Annotated in this window: 22 protein-coding genes and 1 pseudogene; 5 read left to right on the top strand and 18 right to left on the bottom strand. The window is 33.0% G+C overall.

Annotated elements, in window-relative coordinates; genetic code table 11:
* Nucleotides 1-120: 120 nt before the first annotated feature.
* The 4 genes and pseudogenes from PLX19_RS17000 to PLX19_RS17020 form a co-directional block, all read right to left on the bottom strand.
* Nucleotides 121-570 (bottom strand): DUF6376 family protein, encoded by a 450-nt coding sequence (locus PLX19_RS17000; RefSeq protein WP_272189930.1) that lies wholly within the window; start codon nt 568-570, stop codon nt 121-123.
* Between the two features lie 464 nt (nt 571-1,034).
* Nucleotides 1,035-2,183, bottom strand: a complete 1,149-nt coding sequence (locus PLX19_RS17005) for a serine hydrolase domain-containing protein (protein ID WP_272189931.1) — start codon at nt 2,181-2,183, stop codon at nt 1,035-1,037.
* A gap of 1,055 nt (nt 2,184-3,238) precedes the next feature.
* On the bottom strand, nt 3,239-3,808 hold the full coding sequence (locus PLX19_RS17015) for a dihydrofolate reductase family protein (RefSeq protein ID WP_272189932.1): 570 nt from the start codon (nt 3,806-3,808) through the stop codon (nt 3,239-3,241).
* A 348-nt stretch (nt 3,809-4,156) separates the two neighbouring features.
* Nucleotides 4,157-4,383: pseudogene (locus PLX19_RS17020) on the bottom strand (SDR family oxidoreductase); the annotation flags it as partial.
* Between the two features lie 109 nt (nt 4,384-4,492).
* Here PLX19_RS17020 and PLX19_RS17025 point away from each other — a divergent pair.
* The 3 genes from PLX19_RS17025 to PLX19_RS17035 all read left to right on the top strand — a co-directional run bounded on the left by PLX19_RS17025 (nt 4,493) and on the right by PLX19_RS17035 (nt 6,167).
* A complete protein-coding gene (locus PLX19_RS17025) occupies nt 4,493-5,386 on the top strand; it encodes a hypothetical protein (RefSeq protein WP_272189933.1) in 894 nt (297 codons plus the stop codon).
* Between the two features lie 33 nt (nt 5,387-5,419).
* Nucleotides 5,420-5,857 carry an ABA4-like family protein gene (locus tag PLX19_RS17030; RefSeq protein ID WP_272189934.1) on the top strand — a complete coding sequence of 146 codons (438 nt, stop codon included), beginning with the start codon at nt 5,420-5,422 and terminating at the stop codon, nt 5,855-5,857.
* 145 nt (nt 5,858-6,002) lie between these two features.
* The gene (locus PLX19_RS17035; RefSeq protein ID WP_272189935.1) at nt 6,003-6,167 is read left to right on the top strand and encodes a hypothetical protein; all 165 of its coding nucleotides are present in this window, start codon (nt 6,003-6,005) and stop codon (nt 6,165-6,167) included.
* 159 nt (nt 6,168-6,326) lie between these two features.
* On the opposite strand, the gene PLX19_RS17040 is transcribed toward PLX19_RS17035, so the two are convergent.
* From PLX19_RS17040 to PLX19_RS17055, 4 genes are all read right to left on the bottom strand, one after another.
* A complete protein-coding gene (locus PLX19_RS17040; RefSeq protein WP_272189936.1) occupies nt 6,327-6,593 on the bottom strand; it encodes a hypothetical protein in 267 nt (88 codons plus the stop codon).
* A 224-nt stretch (nt 6,594-6,817) separates the two neighbouring features.
* A complete protein-coding gene (locus tag PLX19_RS17045; protein WP_272189937.1) occupies nt 6,818-8,443 on the bottom strand; it encodes a M56 family metallopeptidase in 1,626 nt (541 codons plus the stop codon).
* Nucleotides 8,440-8,838 (bottom strand): BlaI/MecI/CopY family transcriptional regulator, encoded by a 399-nt coding sequence (locus PLX19_RS17050; protein WP_272189938.1) that lies wholly within the window; start codon nt 8,836-8,838, stop codon nt 8,440-8,442. Before PLX19_RS17050 ends, PLX19_RS17045 begins: the two co-directional genes overlap by 4 nt.
* Nucleotides 8,839-9,011: 173 nt before the next feature.
* Nucleotides 9,012-9,146 carry a YuzL family protein gene (locus tag PLX19_RS17055; RefSeq protein WP_090911455.1) on the bottom strand — a complete coding sequence of 45 codons (135 nt, stop codon included), beginning with the start codon at nt 9,144-9,146 and terminating at the stop codon, nt 9,012-9,014.
* Nucleotides 9,147-9,337: 191 nt separating this feature from the next.
* Between PLX19_RS17055 and PLX19_RS17060 the strand changes: the two genes are divergently transcribed.
* On the top strand, nt 9,338-9,856 hold the full coding sequence (locus PLX19_RS17060) for a DinB family protein (protein ID WP_272189939.1): 519 nt from the start codon (nt 9,338-9,340) through the stop codon (nt 9,854-9,856).
* 231 nt (nt 9,857-10,087) lie between these two features.
* Here the strand turns inward: PLX19_RS17060 and PLX19_RS17065 are convergent, their stop codons facing one another.
* The 10 genes from PLX19_RS17065 to PLX19_RS17110 all read right to left on the bottom strand — a co-directional run bounded on the left by PLX19_RS17065 (nt 10,088) and on the right by PLX19_RS17110 (nt 21,828).
* Nucleotides 10,088-11,350 (bottom strand): MFS transporter, encoded by a 1,263-nt coding sequence (locus tag PLX19_RS17065; RefSeq protein WP_272189940.1) that lies wholly within the window; start codon nt 11,348-11,350, stop codon nt 10,088-10,090.
* 50 nt (nt 11,351-11,400) lie between these two features.
* Nucleotides 11,401-12,135 (bottom strand): SDR family oxidoreductase, encoded by a 735-nt coding sequence (locus PLX19_RS17070; protein WP_272189941.1) that lies wholly within the window; start codon nt 12,133-12,135, stop codon nt 11,401-11,403.
* A 390-nt stretch (nt 12,136-12,525) separates the two neighbouring features.
* Entirely contained in the window at nt 12,526-13,140 is a 615-nt protein-coding gene (locus tag PLX19_RS17075) for a response regulator transcription factor (protein ID WP_272189942.1), read from the bottom strand.
* Nucleotides 13,109-14,698 (bottom strand): ATP-binding protein, encoded by a 1,590-nt coding sequence (locus PLX19_RS17080; RefSeq protein WP_272189943.1) that lies wholly within the window; start codon nt 14,696-14,698, stop codon nt 13,109-13,111. The genes PLX19_RS17075 and PLX19_RS17080 overlap by 32 nt, the downstream gene beginning before the upstream one ends.
* 78 nt (nt 14,699-14,776) lie before the next feature.
* Complete coding sequence (locus tag PLX19_RS17085) at nt 14,777-16,747, bottom strand: ABC transporter permease (RefSeq protein WP_272189944.1); 1,971 nt, start codon at nt 16,745-16,747, stop codon at nt 14,777-14,779.
* A 23-nt stretch (nt 16,748-16,770) separates the two neighbouring features.
* Nucleotides 16,771-17,526, bottom strand: coding sequence for an ABC transporter ATP-binding protein (locus tag PLX19_RS17090; protein WP_272189945.1), 756 nt, complete (start codon nt 17,524-17,526; stop codon nt 16,771-16,773).
* A gap of 188 nt (nt 17,527-17,714) precedes the next feature.
* Nucleotides 17,715-17,840, bottom strand: coding sequence for a hypothetical protein (locus PLX19_RS17095; protein WP_272189946.1), 126 nt, complete (start codon nt 17,838-17,840; stop codon nt 17,715-17,717).
* Nucleotides 17,841-17,849: 9 nt separating this feature from the next.
* Nucleotides 17,850-19,439 (bottom strand): aminotransferase class V-fold PLP-dependent enzyme, encoded by a 1,590-nt coding sequence (locus tag PLX19_RS17100; protein ID WP_272189947.1) that lies wholly within the window; start codon nt 19,437-19,439, stop codon nt 17,850-17,852.
* Nucleotides 19,440-19,452: 13 nt separating this feature from the next.
* The gene (gene plsY / locus PLX19_RS17105) at nt 19,453-20,001 is read right to left on the bottom strand and encodes a glycerol-3-phosphate 1-O-acyltransferase PlsY (protein WP_272189948.1); all 549 of its coding nucleotides are present in this window, start codon (nt 19,999-20,001) and stop codon (nt 19,453-19,455) included.
* A gap of 360 nt (nt 20,002-20,361) precedes the next feature.
* Nucleotides 20,362-21,828 (bottom strand): aminoacyl-histidine dipeptidase, encoded by a 1,467-nt coding sequence (locus tag PLX19_RS17110; protein WP_272189949.1) that lies wholly within the window; start codon nt 21,826-21,828, stop codon nt 20,362-20,364.
* 401 nt (nt 21,829-22,229) lie between these two features.
* Here PLX19_RS17110 and PLX19_RS17115 point away from each other — a divergent pair, with 401 nt between their 5' ends.
* Nucleotides 22,230-22,694 carry a hypothetical protein gene (locus PLX19_RS17115; RefSeq protein ID WP_272189950.1) on the top strand — a complete coding sequence of 155 codons (465 nt, stop codon included), beginning with the start codon at nt 22,230-22,232 and terminating at the stop codon, nt 22,692-22,694.
* Nucleotides 22,695-22,744 lie beyond the last annotated feature (50 nt).

A 22,744-nucleotide genomic window follows, 5' to 3' on the forward strand; every position in this document is an offset into this window, starting at 1 on the left:
TTTTTTATCAGTGTTGACAGATAAAAAGAGGTTCAGACACAAAAACAGGCTGCGGAGAATACTTTCTCCACAGCCTGTAAAAAATCCCGTTATATATAACGGGATTTTTTCAGACTATATTTACTTACCTAAATTTTGAATCTTATCTTTTAAGTCTTGAATTTGTTGAATTGTCTGCATAAGCTCTGAGTTTTTGAATTGTTCTACATCCATTTTTCCTTCTTCTACCTTCTTCATAGTTGTATTAATTAATTCATTTAACTTTTCATTATATCTAACAATTTGCTGATGTATATCCTTTGCTACATCAGGAGGTGTCAATTCATTAAAAGCTGGAATATCCTTTTGGATTTCTCTGAGTCTAGTTTCTAATTCTTTGCGGGCGGCACCATCGTTGATTGATTTTTCTACTAATCCCGGCGCTTCATTTGCAAACGCACTCATTTCATTAACATAGTCTATTGCCTTTTGAGCATAGTTAATTGAATTCTTACCTTCTTCAATCATAGAGCAGCCTGTTAAACCAATTACCAGCATAAACATGAATAACAAAGCTTTTTTTATCGACATCTCTTCATCTCCCCTAAATTCGTACAAATCCACCTATTTATTGTTAACATTTAGAAAGTAAACGTCAAGTAACTGCAAAAAGTATAAATGACAGCTTTAAAATTATCTTACAGTTACCTAGTTCTATTATATTTTTTCTAGGTGTGTATTTCTTATACTTTCATTATTACATCGAAATAGTATATGAACTATCTAATAACCTTACATCAATATGACAGTTTTGTAATGTTTTGTAAGTGAAGGTATAATAAGAGCTTATATATAGAGGTAGTATCACATGCCCATCAAGCAAAGCGAAAATCATACCCTCAAAATGAAAAACGCTATGCTTATCGTAAGAAGTTTACGATAAAGGATGGCGTTCTTTCCTACTTTTAGGGAGGATTTTGTTTTATTAGCTTAATAGCGTTGAATTGCCGCTGGAATTCCAAAAACCCCAAAATTTATTCGGTTTTCCTTTTTGCCTACTTGCTAAATTCAGCAAGTAAAATATTTTTAAAGTTAGCTTTGCCCATACTGTTCAAATTGACGGCCAACGTATGCTTGCCTCCAAGTGTACCCCCAACAAGAGTAATAAACCCTGGAATACTACCTGTGTGTCCCCATATCGAGACACCGTTTGGAAGCTTAGTTTCATAGATCCCAAGACCATATCCACTGATTTCAGCACTTCCTGTAGGAACTGTAGTAAGCATTTGTTTTAACTGCTGTTCCTTCAGTAATTTGCCACTGAGTAAGTATGAGAAGAATTTGTTTAAGTCGTCAGCAGTAGAAATCATATCTCCAGCCGAGCTAGCTATACTTGGGTTATAATAAGTAACGTCTTTTAGCTCACTTGCTCCGTCTGGTTGGACATATCCACGGGCATGCTTGGTGCCTGGAATAACGCTTGAATTGCCAGGTAGGAATGTATTTGACAGCTCAAGCGGTTCAATAATCCGATTTTCAATCTCTTCCGCATAGCTGTTCCCGGTTACTTTTTCAATAAGGATGCCCAGTATCACGTATCCTGTGTTTGAATAGGACCAGGCCTTTCCTGGGGCGAAGTCTGGAGGTAGAGAAAGTCCAATTTTCACTATTTCTTCAGCGGTATATGATTTTTTTGTATTCATCAAATCAACGCTTGGTGACTTTAAGTATTCAGCGATACCACTTGTATGGTTCAATATCTGCCGGATAGTAATCTGGTTACCATCATATCCGTTTCCTTGAATAACACCAGGCAACCATTTTTCGATGGAGTCGTCTAGATTCAGGCGGTTCTCTCCAGCTAATTGAAGTACAACCGTTGCGATGAACGTCTTCGTCACGCTGCCAATGCGAAAGCGAAAATCTGTTTTCATTGGTTGCTTGGTGCTCAGATTCGCTACCCCAGCGGCATAACCCCACGTTTTTCCATCCTCGGAAGTTTTAGCAAGTATCCCTGGGATTCCAAATTGCAATGTATCCCTCATTGCTTGCTTGACGGAATTACGATCTCTTTGAGTGCTTGTTTGTAACGAACTAGATACATTTTCTGCTTTTACAATTGAGGTTGGTGATGTGTATAGCAGGGAACTTCCAGCTATTAACAGGGACAGACTTACAAATGTAATTTTACTACGTATTTTCATAAAGCATTCCTCTCCTCTATTCATATTGTATAACTAACCACACAGCTATCATTTCCACTAATATCAAAAGTTCAACATTGAATTCGTAATTATCTTCATACTAGTTATTTTTACAAACACCATTCTGTCCTAAAAAACGGTAAATCCCCTCTTTTTCCACATGTATGCTAACCCTATAAATTACTTCTTTTCCTTGAAACACTCTTATTAACTGGTTTACTTTTCATATATACGTCATATCTGTTCCGCCTTTCACGTCTCGTTATATTTTTATCATATACAATGAAACTTTCTTTTTCCTTACCCATTCCTTACAAATTACTTACGTTCAAAATAGCTTCTATAACAGGGTAGAAAAGGAATATTTTCCAATGAATATATAATTACAACTTGACTTTCCAACACACAAGTCGCCGCCATGCTGAACAAAAAATAACCTTTTACTTTCTTCCTCTCTTTGTTTGAACTTCGCACGTGGAGGAAAAAGGCCCTGACCGCTTCTACGCTTGGCCAGACACTCTCGACCATCTAAAAAGAAAAGGTGTTTATGTCAGGTTTTTAATTTGAATTTATATATTAATCAAAAAGAAAAACAGAGGTTTTTCGCTTCTATGTTTCTTTTTTTTCGTCCTTTAACTATTATAGGATCGGTTTATTCTTAACAGGGGGAATTCCGGCTCTTTTCTAATGTAATTTTTCTTCTTGCCATACAACACAAATGACATTGTGCTGCATGAAACATTCCTAACGTTGTTAAAATGACAGACAGTTTAATTGTATACGAGTAAACCGAAGATGTAGCTTTGAAATAAAGTTTGAACAAAAATACCTCGCAAACCCTTATTTTACGATAAATAAAAAGAACCCATTTAAAAAAAGATTGATCAAAATGGATTCTTCCTTATCAAATTTATATTTGGATTTTTATAAAAGAATTTAATCATTCTCTACTTATGTTATTCAAGAATCGCGCCTTATTGTTGACAAAGTGACAATTACTATCGAGTATTTCTTAATGATATTTATTGTATTTTATCTTTGAATGTGCAATATTATTAATTCCCATTCAAATGATAGATTAGTTGCACAACGCCAGAGGAGAACGTTCTTGTATGAACCATTTTTAAATTCAACCTCTGTTTTATATCAATAAACAACGGTTTTCCTTCTCCCAAAATAACAGGGTGAACAGATAATCTAAATTCATCAACAAGCCCTAAATTGATAAAAGTTGTAATAAGACTCGCTCCGCCATAAAGCCAGATGTCTTTACCAGGCTTATTCTTTAGTTTATTTACTTCTTCAAAAATATTATTATTTATGAATATTGCTTTATTATCAGTTCCTTTTTGCGTTCTGGAAAACACATATTTTTCCTTATTATGAACCGACCCCCAAATTTCCTTTTCAGTACTAGCATCTTCAATTTCTGGAGTAAATTGTCCCCATAAATCGTAGCTTTTTCTTCCATATAAAATAGTATCAATTTGATTTAAAAAATGAATAAACCCCATCTCAGAGTCCATGATGCACCAATCAACTTCCCCATTTTTCCCTTCAATAAAACCATCTAAAGTAACTGCTAAATCTAAAATGATTCTTCTTGTTCTTGCGTTATTTGACATAATTCTTCCTCCCTTTAATCATTTAGATATTGTTTCTCCCGCCAATTTTTTACATTTTCATTATTTACAGTATTTATTTCTGAATAAAGTTACTAATGTTATTACACTATCCTGCCCTTTAACGTAACAACTTATCGTCACTCAAAATCAGCTGTTCTTTTCCTTTCCACTATAAAAACATCCCTTTAGATTACCATCTCCAAAGGATTAGAGCATCGCATCTTTTTGATAAACATCGTAACTTTATTTCAAATTCACATGTAATAAAGTTCTATTCGGTAAGAAAATAAAGAAAGAGCTGATATATCAAAATGGAAAGATAGCTACTCTTTCTTTATAAATGTATGACTAGGTTCTATAGCTAATCCCTTCCTTTACTTGTTTTACCTTGTATTGGAAGCTTTTCGTAGAGGAAACACCGTCTACAACAAGGTTACTACCTGTAACAAAATTATTTTCTTTAACTGTTAAATAAAGACATGCTTGTGCAATATCCTTTGGTTTTCCTACACACTTTGATAGATGCTGTTCATGTCATGATCAATTGCACTTAATTTTGCATAGTCCTCTGTTTCAGCCAAGTAGTAACAGTGCTGCCTTTTTTATTCATATTTTATTTATTCGTTAATAAAATATGAAAGTCATTTCCCTTAAAAGAAATCATGAGAAAGGAATGATCAATTGATGAAGGCAGGCAATCAAAAGATCGACACAGTGCCGGGGATGAAGCTCTTTGATGGAGAAAAGCTGCTCGTAATTATTAGCATGCTTGGCTTTGTGCTTGCAGTTGGTATTGCGGTATATATTGGACTATACGGGGCAATCATTTTTCCAGAAGGCGACTTGGAACGAGCGTTTTCTTTCAATGCCGCGATCGCATTGTTTATTTTGTCCATAGCAGCCATTTTACCGATAGCAGGGCTGAGTTCCCGCAAACGGGCAGCTATTCGTTGGACTTTCACACTGACAACTCTATATGCCTATGCGGTCGAAACAATCCAGCATTTTCGCGGGATTAATCCACGGTTTACGCGTGCCGGCTCTGCTATCGATTCGATTTCCGGCACTTTGTTCGGACTTGATTCGCTATTGATCATCATCGTAACAGTACTGCTTGCCATCCCGTTTTATCGCAAGAGACAGACGAATGAACGTCCGCTGTTAGTATTGGGCATCCGCTATGCACTTTTCTCGGGCATTATTGCCTTTGCCTCAGGAATATGGATGATCGCGCTGCAAAGCCGATATGTGGGCGAGACAGGAAACTTAATTGTCCTTCATGGGCTCAGCTTTCATGCTTTGCAAGCACTAACGTTGCTAGGATGGGTATCGGAGCGGGCATATACATGTAGTAGGCATGCCCTGCGGCGAATTCATTTTGGAAGTTTCGCCTGGACACTTTCCATCGTACTGATTGGTTTACAAACCATCCTCGGACGTTCCGTTTTTGAACTGACAGTGCTGCCGATTCTTTCTGGCGCCATGCTGCTCATTTGGCTTGCCATATTCGTTTCCGCTGTATTTAAACTGCTGAGACCGAAACCGATGTCTGCCAATCCATCATCACATAGAAATTAAAACAATATTTTCCTGGAGAGGGGAATTATAACGATGTATGAAAAGTTGTTTGCTCTTGCGGGCATAGCTATACTGCTCTGGCTTCTTTTGATACTGTTACCGACGTGGCGAGTCACAAGGTTTCTCGCGGGCATAGCCATTTTTCCTATGTATCTCGCTACACTTTATGCTATTGGGATCATCATGGTTATCGTAGAATCAGGCTTTGGATTCGTTCAAGATTTCGGGTCAGCGGAGGGTGTCATCCGACTGTTATCCAAATCGGACTTTGCCTTACTCGTCTGGCTTCATTTACTTTGTTTCGATCAGGCAATCGGCCATTACGTTTATAGGGATAACATGGAACATCGGTATGTATCTATACCGTTGCAGTCTATACTCTTATTCCTTATCCTAATGTTCGGCCCGCTTGGGTTGTTATGTTATCTTGTGCTACGGCAGGTAAAGAAACGGAACAAGATAACTTTATAAAACTAAGTAAGCTATCGAAAGTATAACGTTCTTTTTGAGCTTTTTATAAGTAGAGATATTATAAGAAGATATTTTTAACAAATATATCTAAAACATCAAAACAGATAGTCCCTAAAAAATTCACATAATGTAAGGAGAAATAAAAATGGACTCTAAACAGAAAGACTATAATGTTGAATATCAATGTCCTAAAGGAGTTGTATATTACAAAAAAGTACAAGCGAGTGATGTTAAAGAAGCAAAACAACAAATATTAACTCAACAACCTGACATGAAAATTAGGGCTGTTAACCTTATTGATTCTGAATAAACGAAAATAGCTAGAGTTGAAATATATAACTACTACGAGCTCTAGCTATTTTTTGCTTCATTCACATAACTAATGTTAGCGGAAGTTAATCATACTATTTTTCAACTTGCTTTATAAACGCTGATACGTTTCCTAGACAACAAGATCCTTGAGGATTATTTACTTCGCATCTTTAATATGCATTGATATCTCTTGTACAGCTTGGCTCTTACCAGTTTGCTTTATTTCTTCACGAATACGTGCTCGTGTCCAATTAAAGCAGTAATAAGCAGGCACATCTTCTTCTATATCTTTTTGAAAAAGAGGAACTTTAAGATCGTTTTTGATAAATACTTGCTGTTCTTCATTAAAGTACACTACATTACATTCTTGCTCTGTACAAAAATAATATGTTTTATCATTTTGATGTAAATATAGTTGTTTCATCCCATAAGAATCACGCAAATAAAAATAGACTCTGTTTACACAAAGTCTATTATGGATAATTATTTTTTTGGAAAATCATCTTGAAAATACCTCTCTATTAACATGAAATAATAATATACATACGCTCTTTATCTTACTAATCCATACTCTCTTCTTTTAAAGAGTTTCATTCTTATCTTATTTCGTTACAGGCGGCAATGCTGAATATTCCTGATCTTTTGCAGTCAATGTTTCTTGTTTTTTAACATAAATAACTTATCGCCAACTCCGTAGCATTTCCCTTCATCAGTTATCCAAATAAAACGAAGAGCTACTTTCGCAGTTTCTCCTTCAAAATCTGGCAAATCCACTACATGATCCAAATGTAATATAGGATCTTGATATGGATGCTCGTTTTGATAGGGTTGTTTCCAAGTATACGTATTCCCCTTTTCGTCCTTTAATTTCCCTAAAATATATACTGGCCACGGGTTCTTTCTACTAAAAGAAGCATACATTTTATAATTTCTAGGGAGTGGACTTATTTCTACTGTTTCGTTTGCAAAAGCTTGGTCAATATCAATGTCATTTGTTTGAATTTTCCCTTTGTAAAATTCTCCTTTTTTCGATTGATTCCAAAATACCTCTTTAAATAAACTACGATGAGTTTCTGTTGGTAAGACAACGGTATGGCGCTCTTTCTTTGTTTTTTTCGAAATATCTGTGATACTAAGTCCAGGATCTGGTGCTTCTTCATCCATACTTATTTGTCTGTCGTTTTGATTTTCTCCAAATAACTTTTTAGCTTTTTGAGTAGGTTCTTCTGCATTCACTAATGAAATCGCTGATATGGAAATAACAGCAGTAATCCCCAATAGCGACCAACGATACGATTTTTTTTGAAATTGTTTAATCATCACAATTCTCCTTTTTAGTGCCAGCTTGTTCCTTGTTAAATTTGCTAAGCTAGGAATCTGATAACGATCTGAATAGTCTTCTAATAGATTGATAATTGTATACCCATAATCAATTCTCTGTTTAAAATCGATATATGTAAGTGCAAGTGCATCGCATGCAATTTCTTGATCTTCGCGCATTCGGTAATATGCATACCAAAGAATTGGATTAAACCAATGCAAAATAAGTAAACTATTCATCAAGCAATTCATGCCAACGTCTTTTCGTTTCACATGTGCTAATTCATGATAGAAAATAAAACGCAGTTGATCATCATCTAGCGTTCTCATATGATTTTCAGATAACAAGATTCTCGGTTTTATAAACCCAAGAACTGTTGGACTTGAAATGTTACCAGATACAACTATAGGAATATTTCGTTTAATTGACATTGTACGTTTACATTGCTCAAAAAGATTCATAATTCTTTTATCAGTAATAAGGGGTTGTATTTTTATGTACTTATAAACACGTTTGTTTAATACGATCATAAAACTTCCAAAACCAACAACTCCAAACAACCACACATATAATCCAATTTTGTAAATTAAAATGTAATCTGTATGTTGTGATTTTGATTGGTTAAATGACCCTTTTCCCCCTTCAATAGTGACTGCTTCACCGGAAATATTTGTCTTTTCATAATTCACATTAGAAACATTGACAGTAGGAGTAATCTCACGATTAGGTACGAAGACGTTATATATACTATACGAACTTTCAGGTGCAGACGGTAAAAGTAACCGAAAAATAACGATAATCCATACTATATACTGCCATCTTGGCGTTAACTTGTTTTTAAGCACAAGTTTAATAAATAAAATGATTCCAACTAAAATACTAGCCATTAATGAAGATTCAAATATCCAATTGAAAACATGCATAAGTCGACTATTTAAAATTTCTATACTCATCGTTCTTTTCTTCGATCAGCTTCACTTTTATCATCAAGAATACGTTTAAGTTCATTAATTTCTTCTTGAGAAAGCTTTTCTTCCTTTAAGAAGTTTACAAGTAGTGGTTTTAATGCTGCACCATAAAAACGTTTAAGAAATGATTTTGTTTCTACTTGCAAATAATGATCTTGAGAAACTAAAGGAGTATATGTATACATTTTTCCGATTTCTTGATGGGCCAATATCGCTTCTTTTTGCACCAACCTGTTAATTAACGTTCGGATTGTTTTTGGACTCCAGTCCATTTTCCCTTCAAGATCTTTAATAATTTCATTTGCTGTTTGAGGCGCTTTTGACCAAAGAACTTTCATTATTTCCAACTCAGCTTCAGATATTTTAGGAATTTCTTTCATATGTATGCTTTCTCCTTTCTGATATTACAAATGTAGTCCAACTAATATATTACATTTGTAGTCTGATATTGTCAACCATATTTTGGGCATGAAAACAAGTGCAATTTTCATCTTAAAATTGCACTTGTTTAACATAAAAGCTTTTTCAACAACGAAAAAATAACTAATTATAATTAACTACGTTTTTGCCTCTTATTTGATGAAGGAACTTTAGCGGAACCTGTTTCGCTCGTAGTCGTTCCTTGACCTTCAACTTGAGAAGAGCCAAGACCTGCTCTTGAAGGATCCTGTTTAATTTTTCGACCCATTTTGCTCACCTCCAACGTTACTTTTTGCTTTGAGACGTGAAACTATACAGGGCAAAGGAAAAGATCCCCCTTTTCTCTTAATAAACCGCTTTTTCATAGTTTCTAACAGGAAAGTCATAAACGTTGGTTGTATATTTAAAGTAAGCTATTTCTTTATAATTTGAATTCAACTGAAACTGGAGGAATTTTTAATGAAGCATTCTGTCTTACAAACTTATAATTATCACGTTTGGGCTAACAAAAGGCTTTTTGAACACTTAAAGACATTACCAGGGGACGTTTGGTCTACAAAAATACAAAGTGTATTCCCTACTATTTCACAAACGTTTATACATATGTATATTGCTGATACAATCTGGCTAGGTACTTTATTAGGAAAACCTTTTGATGAGATGAAGACATCTGCCATACAGCTTACAGAAAAAATAAAAGATACAACTCTTCAAGAAATGGAACAATTATTTTTTACTTTATCCGAAGATTATCAAGGTTTTTTCGCCCGTGAAGAAAACTTTGAGAAAGTCATTTCACCTGAACATCCTCACTTTGGACGATTAGACACGAACGCCTTTGAATTGATTCAACATGTTGTGAATCATGGGACATATCATCGCGGGAATATAACGGCTATGTTAAGACAGCTAGGTTATACAGGAACTTCGACTGATTATATTTTTTATTTGTATGCAATGAATGGAGAAAATAAATAATTTTTATTTTTTATAAACAAAAATATATAATAAGCAATTGTAACTGAATATCTAAACATTTATATTTATTAGAGGAAGTATGAATTCTAAATACAGACAAAATAAGGAAGATCATCTATTTTGAATGATGATCTTCCTTATTCTGTTGAAGTAAAATTTTTTAGTACTCTAGTTAAATACAATCTTCCTAAAGAAGTTGTATATCTTCACTGAAAGTATATGTAAATCCTTCTAACAAGAACGTTCTATACTTGGTTGCTTTCCAACAGGTTCAGTCAATTTGTTTGTGTAGTATGCAATTAACCAATATAAGCTCACAATCACACAAAGCAAACCAAATAATAGCCCGACACATTGAGGACTAATGTAGCTTAGCAAAATACCAGTGAAAAAAGTAGACAGTTGCATAAAAGAGGAATACGTAACAGTATGAAAAGTAAAAACCCGCCCTAACATTTCATTAGGTGTATATTTTTGAAGCAGTGTACTATCTATAGGAGAGATTAATCCTCCAGCTGCTCGCATAATAAATAATAAAATTACACCTAACCATAATTGGCTCGAAATGATAAAAAATACGAAAAATAACCCTTGAATGAGATAGGCCCATCCAAACACTTTTTTCATTTTGTTTGTATTTGTACTATAATATTTAGCAACAATCCAACTCCCAAATAATGTACCTAACCCTTGAGTTGAATAAAGTATCCCAATACCAATATCTTCTGCATGAAAAATTTTAGTAGCATATATGATGATTAGTACTTGATAGGCCCCTGCTACAATTCCCCAAGACATACCAACAAACACTAAAGCTGATACAATCTTATTTTGTAAAATAAATCTAAATCCTTCTACTATACTTTGCATGTAAGTCTTCTGCTGTGATTGAGTGCTGTTTTTTATTAAAGGAATTGCAGTAAATGATACGATTAAAGCACAAAGAAAAAAGGATAAAGAATCAATTAAAAAAGCAAATTTATAAGAAATCAATGCCGTTAATGCCCCGCCTAATGAAGCACCCAAAATTCCCATCGCTCCATAAATCACATTAGAAAGAGAATTAGCTATAGCAAGATCATTCTCATGGACTATGGCAGGTATAATTGTTTGCCTTGCTGGGGTGAAAAATATACTTGTTACTGAGTTCAAAATAGTCAGTATAAACAAAGCTGGTAGATAATTTGAAAAAGGAATCGCCAATATAATTAAGCATCCCCTAAAAAGATCTGTTATTATCATTATTTTTTTCTTATTAAAGCGGTCTATAAAGACTCCTACAAAAGGGCTGAACAAAAGCCTCGGCAAGGCTCCTGCTAACAATATCATGCTAACTACTTGAGGTGAATTAGTAGTTTTATATATGAATCCCATAAGGGCTACAGAGTAAAACCAATCACCCAATGTACTGATAGATAATGCAAAAAATAAATTTCTAAATGGAATGTTATTTTTTAATAAATCTTTATATGTTAAAGGAGAATTTTTCGTCATTCTTTACACCTTCTTATTCATTAACACCAATCATTATTCAACCAGTGAATTTAGCAAACCCTAGGACAAGTAAGGGATTTTCCATTATCATTTGATGTAATGCTAAGCATATACGGAACAGCAACATGTGACCAAGCCTCGGCAGTTGGAGAACTCGATACATACTCTGGTGCACATGATTGTAGCATCGAAGTATAAATGCCTCCACCTGGATCTAGTGCAACTACTGCCAGTTCTTTCGGCAATTCTAGTGCCATTGATTGAGTTAAACCCTCTATAGCAAACTTGGAAGCGCAATATGGTGCAAGTTCTGCCTCACCGAAACGTCCCCAACTTGAACTAATATTGATTATGATCCCTCGTTTATTATGAATCATAGCTGGTACAAATGCCCGTATCACATTGACTACACCATTCACATTGATGTTCATAACATTTGCAAATTCTTTCGAAGAAATAGTCCAAAGCGTTGCATTTTTATTTACAATAGAGGCATTATTAATAAGTAAATCTGGTGCACCGTATCGCTGAAGAATATATTCTCCCCAAGCTTTAACAGCCTTATCGTCCGAAACATCAATGGATTGAAAATCATGTTTGTTGTCAAATTGTCTCTTGACTTGTTCTATCTTACTTTTGGAACGACCACATCCAACAATCAACCAACCTAGTTCATAAAAACGGTCAATTAATGACCGACCTAATCCTTGCGTTATCCCAGTGATTACCACAAGTTTTTTATTATTTTCTCTATCCAATTGTTTTCTCTCTCTCCCTTCCAACATTTTGATTCTTAAATTTATTTTACATTTTTTCAATTAATAATACTTGCTACATATTGACTAGATTTTTTACAACTTTAGTAGTAGGTTACATATTTTTATAAATATGATAATTCTTTTAAAACTCGACACCTTTAAGATAACCAAAAGAAGGTCTCTCAAAATTCCCTTTTAAAAAAGAACACCCACAAAGAAAATACATTTCTCTGTGGGTGTTCTTTTTTTTGTATATTTTTTTCTTGAAACAAGCGGTTTTTTTCCACTTGTTTCAAGAAGGTATAAGCGATAACTATCAGTTCGAGCTCAGTTTTTCGTTGAATGTGCATACAAATAATTTACTCCCATATGTCACATCCCTTTTTTGCTTAAAGTTATTAGTTCAAATAACTATTTTTAATAATTAGGCTGAATATACCCTAATTTTATTCCCTTCGTTACAGCTTCTAACGAAGAAGTAACATTCAGCTTATTAAATAAGTGCTGAATATGATTTGAAACAGTGCGTTCACTTACAAATAAAATAGAAGAAATTTCTTTACGCTTATATCCATCACATAATAATTGTAAAATTTGTTTTTCACTATTAGTTAATTCCTCAACATATTCCGTAGACATTGGAAAATAACAAATACCCTTATTAATCTCAATTAAAATCTGCAACAACTTATCTGGCATAATGTTTTTATTAATAAAACCACTTACACCGATTTTTTGAGCTTCATACCGATAAACTGGCAAATCATATCCTGTTAATATAACTATTTTCGTATCACATTTGCTATCTAAAATATGTTTTGCTACACCTAAACCATCTTCATTACTAATATTACTTAAATTAATATCGATTAATATAATATCTGGCTTACACTCATTGATCATTGCGATAACCTTTTCAATACTTTGTAATGAATAAAAATGATCTATTTCAGGATAATCTTCCAAAGCTATCTCCAAACTTTTGGCAAATAAAGCGTGATCATCTATTAATAAAATATTCATAGGAATCATCTCCCTTCATAGGAATAAGAATAGCAACACATAAACCAGAAGGATTACATTCTGAAATTGTCATTTTACCGTTTAATAAAAGCAGCTGTTCCTTGATAGAGTTCAATCCTCTATGGTCATTAGAAATCTGCTTTTCATTAACCATTAAGCCTATGCCATTATCTTTTACTATGAGTTCTATTTCGTCATTTTCTTGTTTCAAACTCACAATTAGCTTTGAACATCTAGAATGTTTGAATGCATTTGTCACTAATTCTTTTAAAATTCTGTATATAACAAGTTCATAGGGCTCAACTAAAAATAATTTTTCACTACAATTAAAAGTGATATTAATATTTTCCATTCTATTTTTTTGCTGCACCATTTCAAGTAAATTACTATAATTTTCTTTTAAAGTGAGTGTCTTTAATAGTATTGGATAGTACTCTTCCATTTGTACTCGTATAGACAAATTTAAGTGATCTAACGTTTTTACAATTATTTCATGAATCTCCTCATTGTTAGATTTATTCATCATATTTTTAACGGCTAAAATATCTTGTAAAATTTCATCATGCAAATAATTAGAAAAATCACGTTTTAAATTTTCCTCTTTAGTGATCTGTACGAGGTTTTGAGCATAAAAACTTTCTGATTTAATTTTTTCTCCTCCTGTATCTGAATTTAATATTGTTTTTTTAATGTCTTTATATAATAAGGTGAAATAAAGTAACACGAACCAAAAAGTCGTATGTATGATGATGAAATAGGCAATCATATTAAACTTAAACAATAGCCCAAGTAAAATAATACAAACTAGAAAAAAGAAAAGAATCAGTCCTTTTTTACCTTCCTTTAAAAGAAAATACTGTTTTATAAACCTATGATTTTTAAAAGCAACTGCATGGATACTAAATAATGGGAAAAGGATCATGATATACCATGCTAGATTACTTAAATATTCAGGGTTGTCTGCAAAAAATATGGCGTATCCAATAAAGAAAAAAATCAGAACAGCAAAAGATTTAAGTAAATGATTTTTTTCGCTTTTTAAGATAAACTTGATTCGTCCTCGATGTTTCAAAAGTAAGAAAACAATACAAATAAAACTTAAAACAAATTGATATAAAAATAAAATGGCGAACATTTTATCGTTTATCAATTTCGCAATCAATGTCAATAAACATATAATCTGTAAAATCCAGTCTTTTTCTTTTTTATACATATAAGTAGAATCTTGAAAAAAGAAACAGAGAAAAAACTGTGCTGTCTGATAAAGAATCACTACGCTAAGTAGCGTACTTAACGTATAAAAAATTTGTGTTTTACTAAGTGTGAATATAAACTGCCATGAAGTAAGAATTAGCAAATTAGAAAACTTCCATAGCGTACTATTTTCTTTCATGTTTACAAAGCTAATGTAAGCCCCGTAAATAACCAAAATAGTTATAAGTGACAATGGAAGCAACTTTGCTGTTCCTAAAATATTATTTTGCGAAAATTCATAGCATAAAAAAATGATCATACACAGTTGGTTAATTAAGATGAGAAGTTGTTTTTGCTCATAATACTTTTTCATAAACTCCCTTACCTTTACTAGCTTAAATCCATATAAGGCTAATGCTTATTTACTACTATTAGCCTTATATAGGAATTTTTACTTTTTATTGTCAAAGATAATTTTATAGCATGCTTGCTTTGTTAACAAATAATAAATTATATATACTAAAGTGAAAATAATTACTGCAAAAAAAATAGGAAGTATAAAAGCACTATTTTTTCCTAATAAGTCGTCCATTAAAGCTGCTTTGTAAGCTATCAATGCAAAAATGCTATGTGCTAATCCTATTACGTATGGAATGCTAAACAATGTAAGAACTTCTTTACTTACTATTCTCTTTATCTTTTTCTTGTTATACCCCATTCTTTTTAATATGATGAATTCATTTTTGTTTGACATCATGCTCGAAAGATTATGGAAATAGAGAATACTCCCCGTTGCTATAAAGAAGATGACTGTAACAAAACTAATAAGCAAGAATGTTGAACTATTCTGCTGAATAATATAATCATTTCTTTGATAGCTACTTGTAAAATAAATATTATTTTTAAATAGTGGAGCTACATTCTCATAAACTTGCTTATTCCCCCTCATACCTTCTCCATTAAAGCTCATCATAGTTGTTTCTTTATGCTCTAAGGTTTTGATTTCTTTATATAGTTGATCTGAAATGACAAGAGTTCCTACACTATTTGCAAACCCAATTGGATTCAGTAATGTAGTGTCTTTAACTTTAACATCCATTCTATTTGTAGTTCCCAAGTTCAAAGTATATATTTTTCCTTTATCTAGCTTTTCTTTTTCAGGTCTATACTTTACTAGAATACTTTCATTTTCAGCTAAATTCTCAAAGTCCACATTTTTTCCCTGCATATGTATTAATTCTTTGTAATCCGACTCGGAAATAAGATCAAAACCATGCTCTTTCTTTTCACTATATTCTTTAGGTAAATTGTCAGAAGAGGATGTAGCATGAATCATAGTTGTTTCTTTATATTTCATATTTTCTTTACCAACAGTATTTTGGACAATTTCCATCGCTTTATTGGCCAATTGTTTATCTTCAACTGGAAACTCAATAGCTGAGGGCATGATACGCTCTATAGCAGCAACAGGATAGTAAAGAGTTAGTAAAGTAGAACCGAATATAGCCAGAGTTCCTGCCACTAATAAAGTTAAAAAAATTAAAGTTTTTGCCTTCGAACGGATTTTAAACACAAAGTTTGGAATGATAATTATATTCGCTTCTTTATAAAACCAGCTTTTCTTTTTCTTCAATTTTTGAATAGCATATGGTAAAAAAGAATGAATAAAGAAAATGGTCCCTAGTATTACACTTAACATTGTTAACAGTGCAATCGGTGAAAACCCTATTGTTTTCCAAAATGATTTCGTCCCTCTTGTAATATCAATAGCAAAGAAGTAACCAATTAAAATCAAGACTAACCCAAGGAATGCGAATGCTGTACTGATTCTCACCTTTTTTTCTTCCTTTTTTTCTATACATACCAAAGCCAGTAAAGAACTTTTCCGAAGAATGATCCAGTTCGATAATAATAAAGCTGTCAAAACAGCAAATATAAAAACAAAAGTGAATAGTACCGCATTTGGATTAATAAGTGGAACTTCAGAAGTATCAATTTGCAATTTTAGTACTCCAACAATCGCTTCGACAATTCCTTTATGAGCAATAGCACCAAAAGCAATGCCTACAATTAGTGCACCAAAACAAATTATACTATTTTCAAAAGTTAATAGTTTAAGCATTGTTGATTTTCGATACCCCAAGAGCGAATAAATTCCAAGTTCTTTCATTCTTTTTTTCATAAAGAAAGTATTGGAGTATGACATATAGAAAAGTACAAACGCCATAACAAAGATTGCTACCGTTCTCGACATGATTTCGACTCTACCATCAGACGAAATCTTTTCCATGATCATATCGTTCATGGAAAAAGAAATAAAGGCGAAAAACACCATCAGCACAAAAGCTACTGAAACGAAATAGAACGAATAGAAGGAAAAATTATTCTTCAAATTCTTTTTTGCTATTGTTAATAATCCCACAGTCATGCCTTCCTTTCATACTCTTAGTTATATCGATTTTCATCAATTTTAGTGATTTCCTTTGCTATCTCTTCAAAAAATTCTTTTCTCCCTTGTCCTTTTCTTCTTAATTCTTTTATGATATTTCCATCTTTAAATATTAAAATTCTACTTGAAAAACTTGCTGCATAAGCATCATGGGTTACCATTAATATTGTTGTATAAAGTTCTTCATTTACCTCTCTTAATTTTTGGAGTAGCTCTGTTGCAGAGTTTGAATCTAATGCGCCAGTCGGTTCATCTGCGAATAAAATACTTGGCTGTTTCGCAATCGCTCTTGCTGCTGCAACCCTTTGTTTTTGTCCCCCTGAAAGTTGACTAGGGTACTTAGATAATTGTTCAAGTATTCCAAACCGCTTTGCTAAACTATATATAGATGATTCAATTTCTTTTGGAGATTTATGTAGCAAAGTAAGTGGCACGGCAATATTTTCCATTACTGTTAAACTATCGAGTAAGAAATACTCTTGAAAAATAAATCCTAAATGATTCTTCCGAAAATCTGCAGATTTATTATCATTGAATTTTTTAATATTGATGCCCTTTATCAAAACATCTCCATCTGTAGGCGTATCAATCGTTGATAGGATGTTTAATAAAGTTGTCTTTCCAGATCCAGAGGCTCCCATAATACCAACAAATTCCCCCGACTCAATATCAAAAGATACTTTATTAAGTCCCGGTAATTGATTTTCATTGTAAATCTTTGTCACATTTTTCACAGATAATAGTGCATTCATTATATTTGCTCCTTTCAATTTGTTTACATGTTAAGTTTATTCTTCAATATACAAACAAACATGAGTAAAAAACGCAATCTTCTATTATAAAATGAAAAACTGCAGTTGAATTTTTACTCATAAAAAAGGCTGTCCACAAGCCAGTTACACTGACTTATGAGACAACCCTTTTTCCATCTCAAATCTATTTAAATCAACGACTTTGTTTCCCAGTTATTCACAACGGAATGAATGCTTACATGCTTATCTGGTGTGTGAACATGGAACATATCTGGTCCGAGTGAAATCGCATCTAGTTCTGGAATTTTCTCCATTATCATGTTTTAGAATGTTACCGCACTTTCCAATTCTTCTAAACACCTTTTGAAATACTGTAACATTCTGCGGATTTCTCTTTCTTTATAATGATTCATACAGGCTATTTGAATCCAATTTCGCTCTTGTAAATAAGCAGATTCATAATGCACCACATAGCCTTGTAGCGCTAACATATTTCCTAGTTGTTGCGAAGAAATCTGCTTATCAAGCTTAATTGTAACAATTACCGGAGCAGCATGTTCTTTAGGCGTCACTATTTGAAACCCCATGTTTGACAATTCCTTCTCTAAAAAAGTATGCATTGTAGCAACCTTTTCAAATACGTGATTCGTTTCAAATTTCTTTAATGCTTCATACAACGCAGAGATTAAATTCCACGAATGCGAATATGGAATACTTTCATTTCCTTCGTATAATCCTAAATCCAAATACCTTGGGAGATTATCATTTGGATGGATGGAGTGATTATAAAAAACAAATGACAATCCTGTATAAGCACCGATTGCTTTTCCACTTACACCGCTGGCAAAATATACGCCTTCTAAATTGAGTGGCATTACTCCGATTGAACTAATACAGTCTACACACATTCTCGTATTATAGTGCTTACATATTTCTTTTAAATTCAGGAGATTGTTCAGCATACCTGTCGATGTCTCATGATGTACAAACCAAAGCCATTCATATTTTTTATTGGCGAGAATTTGCTCAACTTCTTCATATGAAAATGGTTCACCAAATTCTTTTTTGTATGTATGAAAAGACAAACTTGCTCTTTTCACATGCTGAATTAACCGATTTCCAAATTCCCCGTTTGTTAAGACCAGCCCTTTTCCCTTCAATGCTTGCAGCTGCATAGCAATTGCATCGTTCGCTAATGTACCGGTACCAAGCAAAATTTGCACTTGTTCAGCTTTTGTCATTTGCAGCAAGCACTTCTTTACATTTGTCATTGTGACAGTAAATTGATTTGAGCGATGTGAGATTGGTACAGAAGCAAAAGCTTTTTGCACATTGGTGGCAATTTCTACAGGACCAGGCAAAAATGTATATTTTTTCACAATAAGGCTTGCAATTGGTGACTGCTGAAAGATTGCTGGAGTAATATACATCGGCTGAAATGCTGCTTCTCTCGTGCCAACCAACTTGTAAAAAGGACGAAAACCCATTTGCTTGTATATAGAAAGCTGCCGCGTCGTACCTGATATGATTGCCATATCATATCCATTTAAATGTAAATAACGATATAGAAACCGCACCAATCCTAGAAATGCCCGCCCAGTTCGATATTCTTCTTCCACAGCTAACAAACGGATTTCATATATTTTATTTACCTGTTCTGGTAAGTGATAATCTAAATCTTGAATTTTGTGATCGAGAGAAAATGGTCGATTGTCTCGTACTGCAACCATTCCAACCAACTTTTCATCATCTAAACAGATCAAATATGTATTTTCTTCATGAAACAGATCAACTCGCAGTTTACTTTCAGTCTGTTCGTGCTGCGGAATTTCTTCTACAAATGTTTTATAATTCAGTTTATGTATTTGCTCAAATTCCTGTGGACTATCTGCAATTTTGTAAATTACCCCCATATTGCGCACTCCTTTATCTTTTTCTATGTGCATATAAAATTAATAAAATAAGAAAGATACTTAACCCAATTGCAGTAGTACTATAATGAAAAAAGAACATACACAGAGGTACACATGCAATGGTAATTAAACCCGCTTTTGTGAAACTTCTAATTAAGACATATAAAATAAGAAAAATGACAACAAGAGGAAGTACCAATAGCGGATTGAATACAAGAAACCCACCTATGAATGTTGAAACCCCTTTCCCGCCTTTAAATTGAAACCAAATTGGATATAAATGTCCAGTCACTACAGCAAGCAGGGAGAGTATAAGATAACTAGAGTCTGCTGATAAAAAACTTGCTGTAAAAACAACAATCGCACCTTTTACACTATCACCTATAAATGTAATAACGAAGTAGCTTTTTCCGTATAAACGTCCCATATTTCTTGCACCTGGATTGCAACTTCCTTGCTCGCGAATATCTACATCATATTTAAATTTAATAATAAAATATGCCGTTAATATACTTCCTAACATATAAGCGAATAACAAATAACACAGCTTATATATGACCATGGTTTTATCAACGCCCTCTATCTATAACAGATTTCTTATTTTCAACTACGCTTTGTGACTTTCTGTATGTTAACACATTTTAATTATACCAAATATTAGTAATTTCCCCTTTTAATTATTTTAAAATCCAACAAAAAATAGAGATGTAATCGGCACCTCTATTCCTAAATTTTAATTCATTGCAAGTTAATATAGACGTTTTGCATAGATCTATTGCAGCTGTGAATCCTCTTTTTTCATATTTTTTATATTATTTTTTAAATACGGTATGTGAAATTATAAAAGAAGTCTTGTTATTACCGCAGCAAACAAAAGAGATGCTTTCAATGAATAAGCATCTCTTTCCTCTCTTAAATACGTTTAAACTAATGACTTTGCTTCTCGCAATACTTCAATAAAATACTCCCAGTTATTCACTACAGATGGAATACTTACATGCTCATCTGGTGTATGAACATGAAACATATCTGGTCCAAGTGAAATCGCATCTAGTCCTGGAATTTTCTCCATAAATACACCGCACTCAATTCCGGCATGAACTGCAAAAACCTCTACATCTGTGCCATATTTTTCTTTATGCACCTTTTCAAACAAGCTACGAATTGAAGAATTTGGATTGTATGGCCATTCTGGATACTCAGATTCTTTTTCAAACTGCGCTCCCACTACTTCTGCGATATGCTTAATTTCATTTACAATATGTTGCTTTAAGCTTTTCACAGAACTTCTTACTTCGTTTCTTAATTTAATTTCATTATGTAACGTTTCAACAACACCTAAGTTTGTAGAACTTTCCACTAGTCCTTTTATCTCCATGCTCATGCTTTGAATACCATTAGGGATTAAGAATAATGAAGAGATAAGCTGTTTTTGTGTTTCTTTTGCAAATACACTTCCAATTGTTTCTTCTAACTTCGTAAATGAAACATGCACATCAGGGTCTACAGCGCGTAGTTCTTCTTGTAAAATGCTTGTCCACTCTTTCACTTTCTCTTCTACTTTTTGCACATCACTTTCAGAAAGTAAAATCGTTGCTACACTTTCACGCGGGATCGCATTTGTTTTTAATCCACCATGAACGTCACTCATAGAAAATGCAATTTCATTGAATAAATCATAAAGGACTCTACCTAAAATTTTATTGGCATTTCCTCTTTCTTTATCAATTTCCATGCCAGAATGTCCACCTTTTAATCCGCCAACAAAAAGACGATACGGTAATACGTTAGCTGGTGTTTCTTCCCAAACAATAGAAATTGTTTCAACCGCTTTCGCGCCGCCCGCACTACTTACTAACAATTTATGATCTTCTTCTGAATCAAGATTAATAAAGATTTTACCGCTAAAATAGCTAGGGTCAACAGCAAAAGCGCCGCCCATCGTTGTCTCTTCTTCTGTCGTAATCACGACTTCAAGAGCAGGATGTGGAATATCAGTTGCGTCTAATAAGGATAATGCATATGCAACCGCAATCCCATTATCCGCACCTAACGTCGTATGATTTGCATACAGCATTTCCCCCGCAATTCGTAATTGAATTGGGTCTTTCTCAAAGTCATGAACAGTTGCTTGATTCTTTTCACATACCATATCCATATGCCCCTGCATAATAATCGTTGGCACATTCTCATATCCAGCTGTTGCTGGCTTCTTAATAATGACATTTAGTGCATGATCTTGTACAACTTCTAAATTTCTCTCTTGCGCAAATTTGACTAAATAATCACTAATTTCTTTCTCATTTCCCGATCCTCTTGGAATCTTTGAAATTTCTGCAAAATGATGAAATACAGGATGCTTAATTAATTCTTCTAAATTGTTATACATCTGCTTCTCCTCTTTTCAGTTATGATAAAATAACAACTTTATATAAGTATTGTACCATTTTCAATCGATATATAAGCTATTTTCTCATCGTTTTATACTTATTAAAAAAATACTGAGAAAAATTCGAAAAAGATATATCGTATTGTTCCATTAAAAAATCCACTAGATTGAACTTTATTGATACAATTATATTCTTTCTTCTATCTTCACCTTATCTTATAAAATAAAAATTTAATTTGTATGTGTTTTCTTTGTTTATTTTGGATTTGTAGTATAGTATTCGCCTAGTTTCTAAAATTTAATCATATGTAATTATCATCTTAAGAAAACTAATAATCGTTTGGTTAAAATTGTATATATAGTTACATAATGGTATATTAAAAGAAAAAGGAGATAGAAAAATGAAACGATTACTTTATTATTTATTTGCAATTATGCTAATTTTCAATTTAATCGGTTGTTCTTCGAATACTTCAAAAACATCTGAAACAAATAACTCAACAGAATTGATGATATTGAAAGATGCCGAAATAGAGAATATAAAATTATTAAAATCACAAACTGCTAAAGAAGATTTCATAATTACCAAACATCAAACTTCAGATGATTCCTTAATCAAAGATATTGTCCGAACAATAAAAGTTGGTTCACCAATTACATCTCATTTAAATGAAAAGGCCAAAAAATCTTTAAACAGAGAAATGGAAGTTAACTTTAAAAACGGTTCAACAGAAACTCTTTTCATCTTAATTAATGATAAAAAAGAGATTTCTGTAATAAAAGAATCCGGTGATGGTTATAAACTTAAAAATGATGCTCCTAAGTTAGTAGTTGATTTCTTCTTTAAAAAAGAAGTAAATTTATAATAATTAAAAATACATATAAAAAAGGTACAGATTTTGTGAGAGCACTGAAA

It is taken from the genome of Bacillus sp. BP-3 (assembly GCF_028401955.1).
Lineage (GTDB): Bacteria > Bacillota > Bacilli > Bacillales > Bacillaceae_G > Bacillus_A.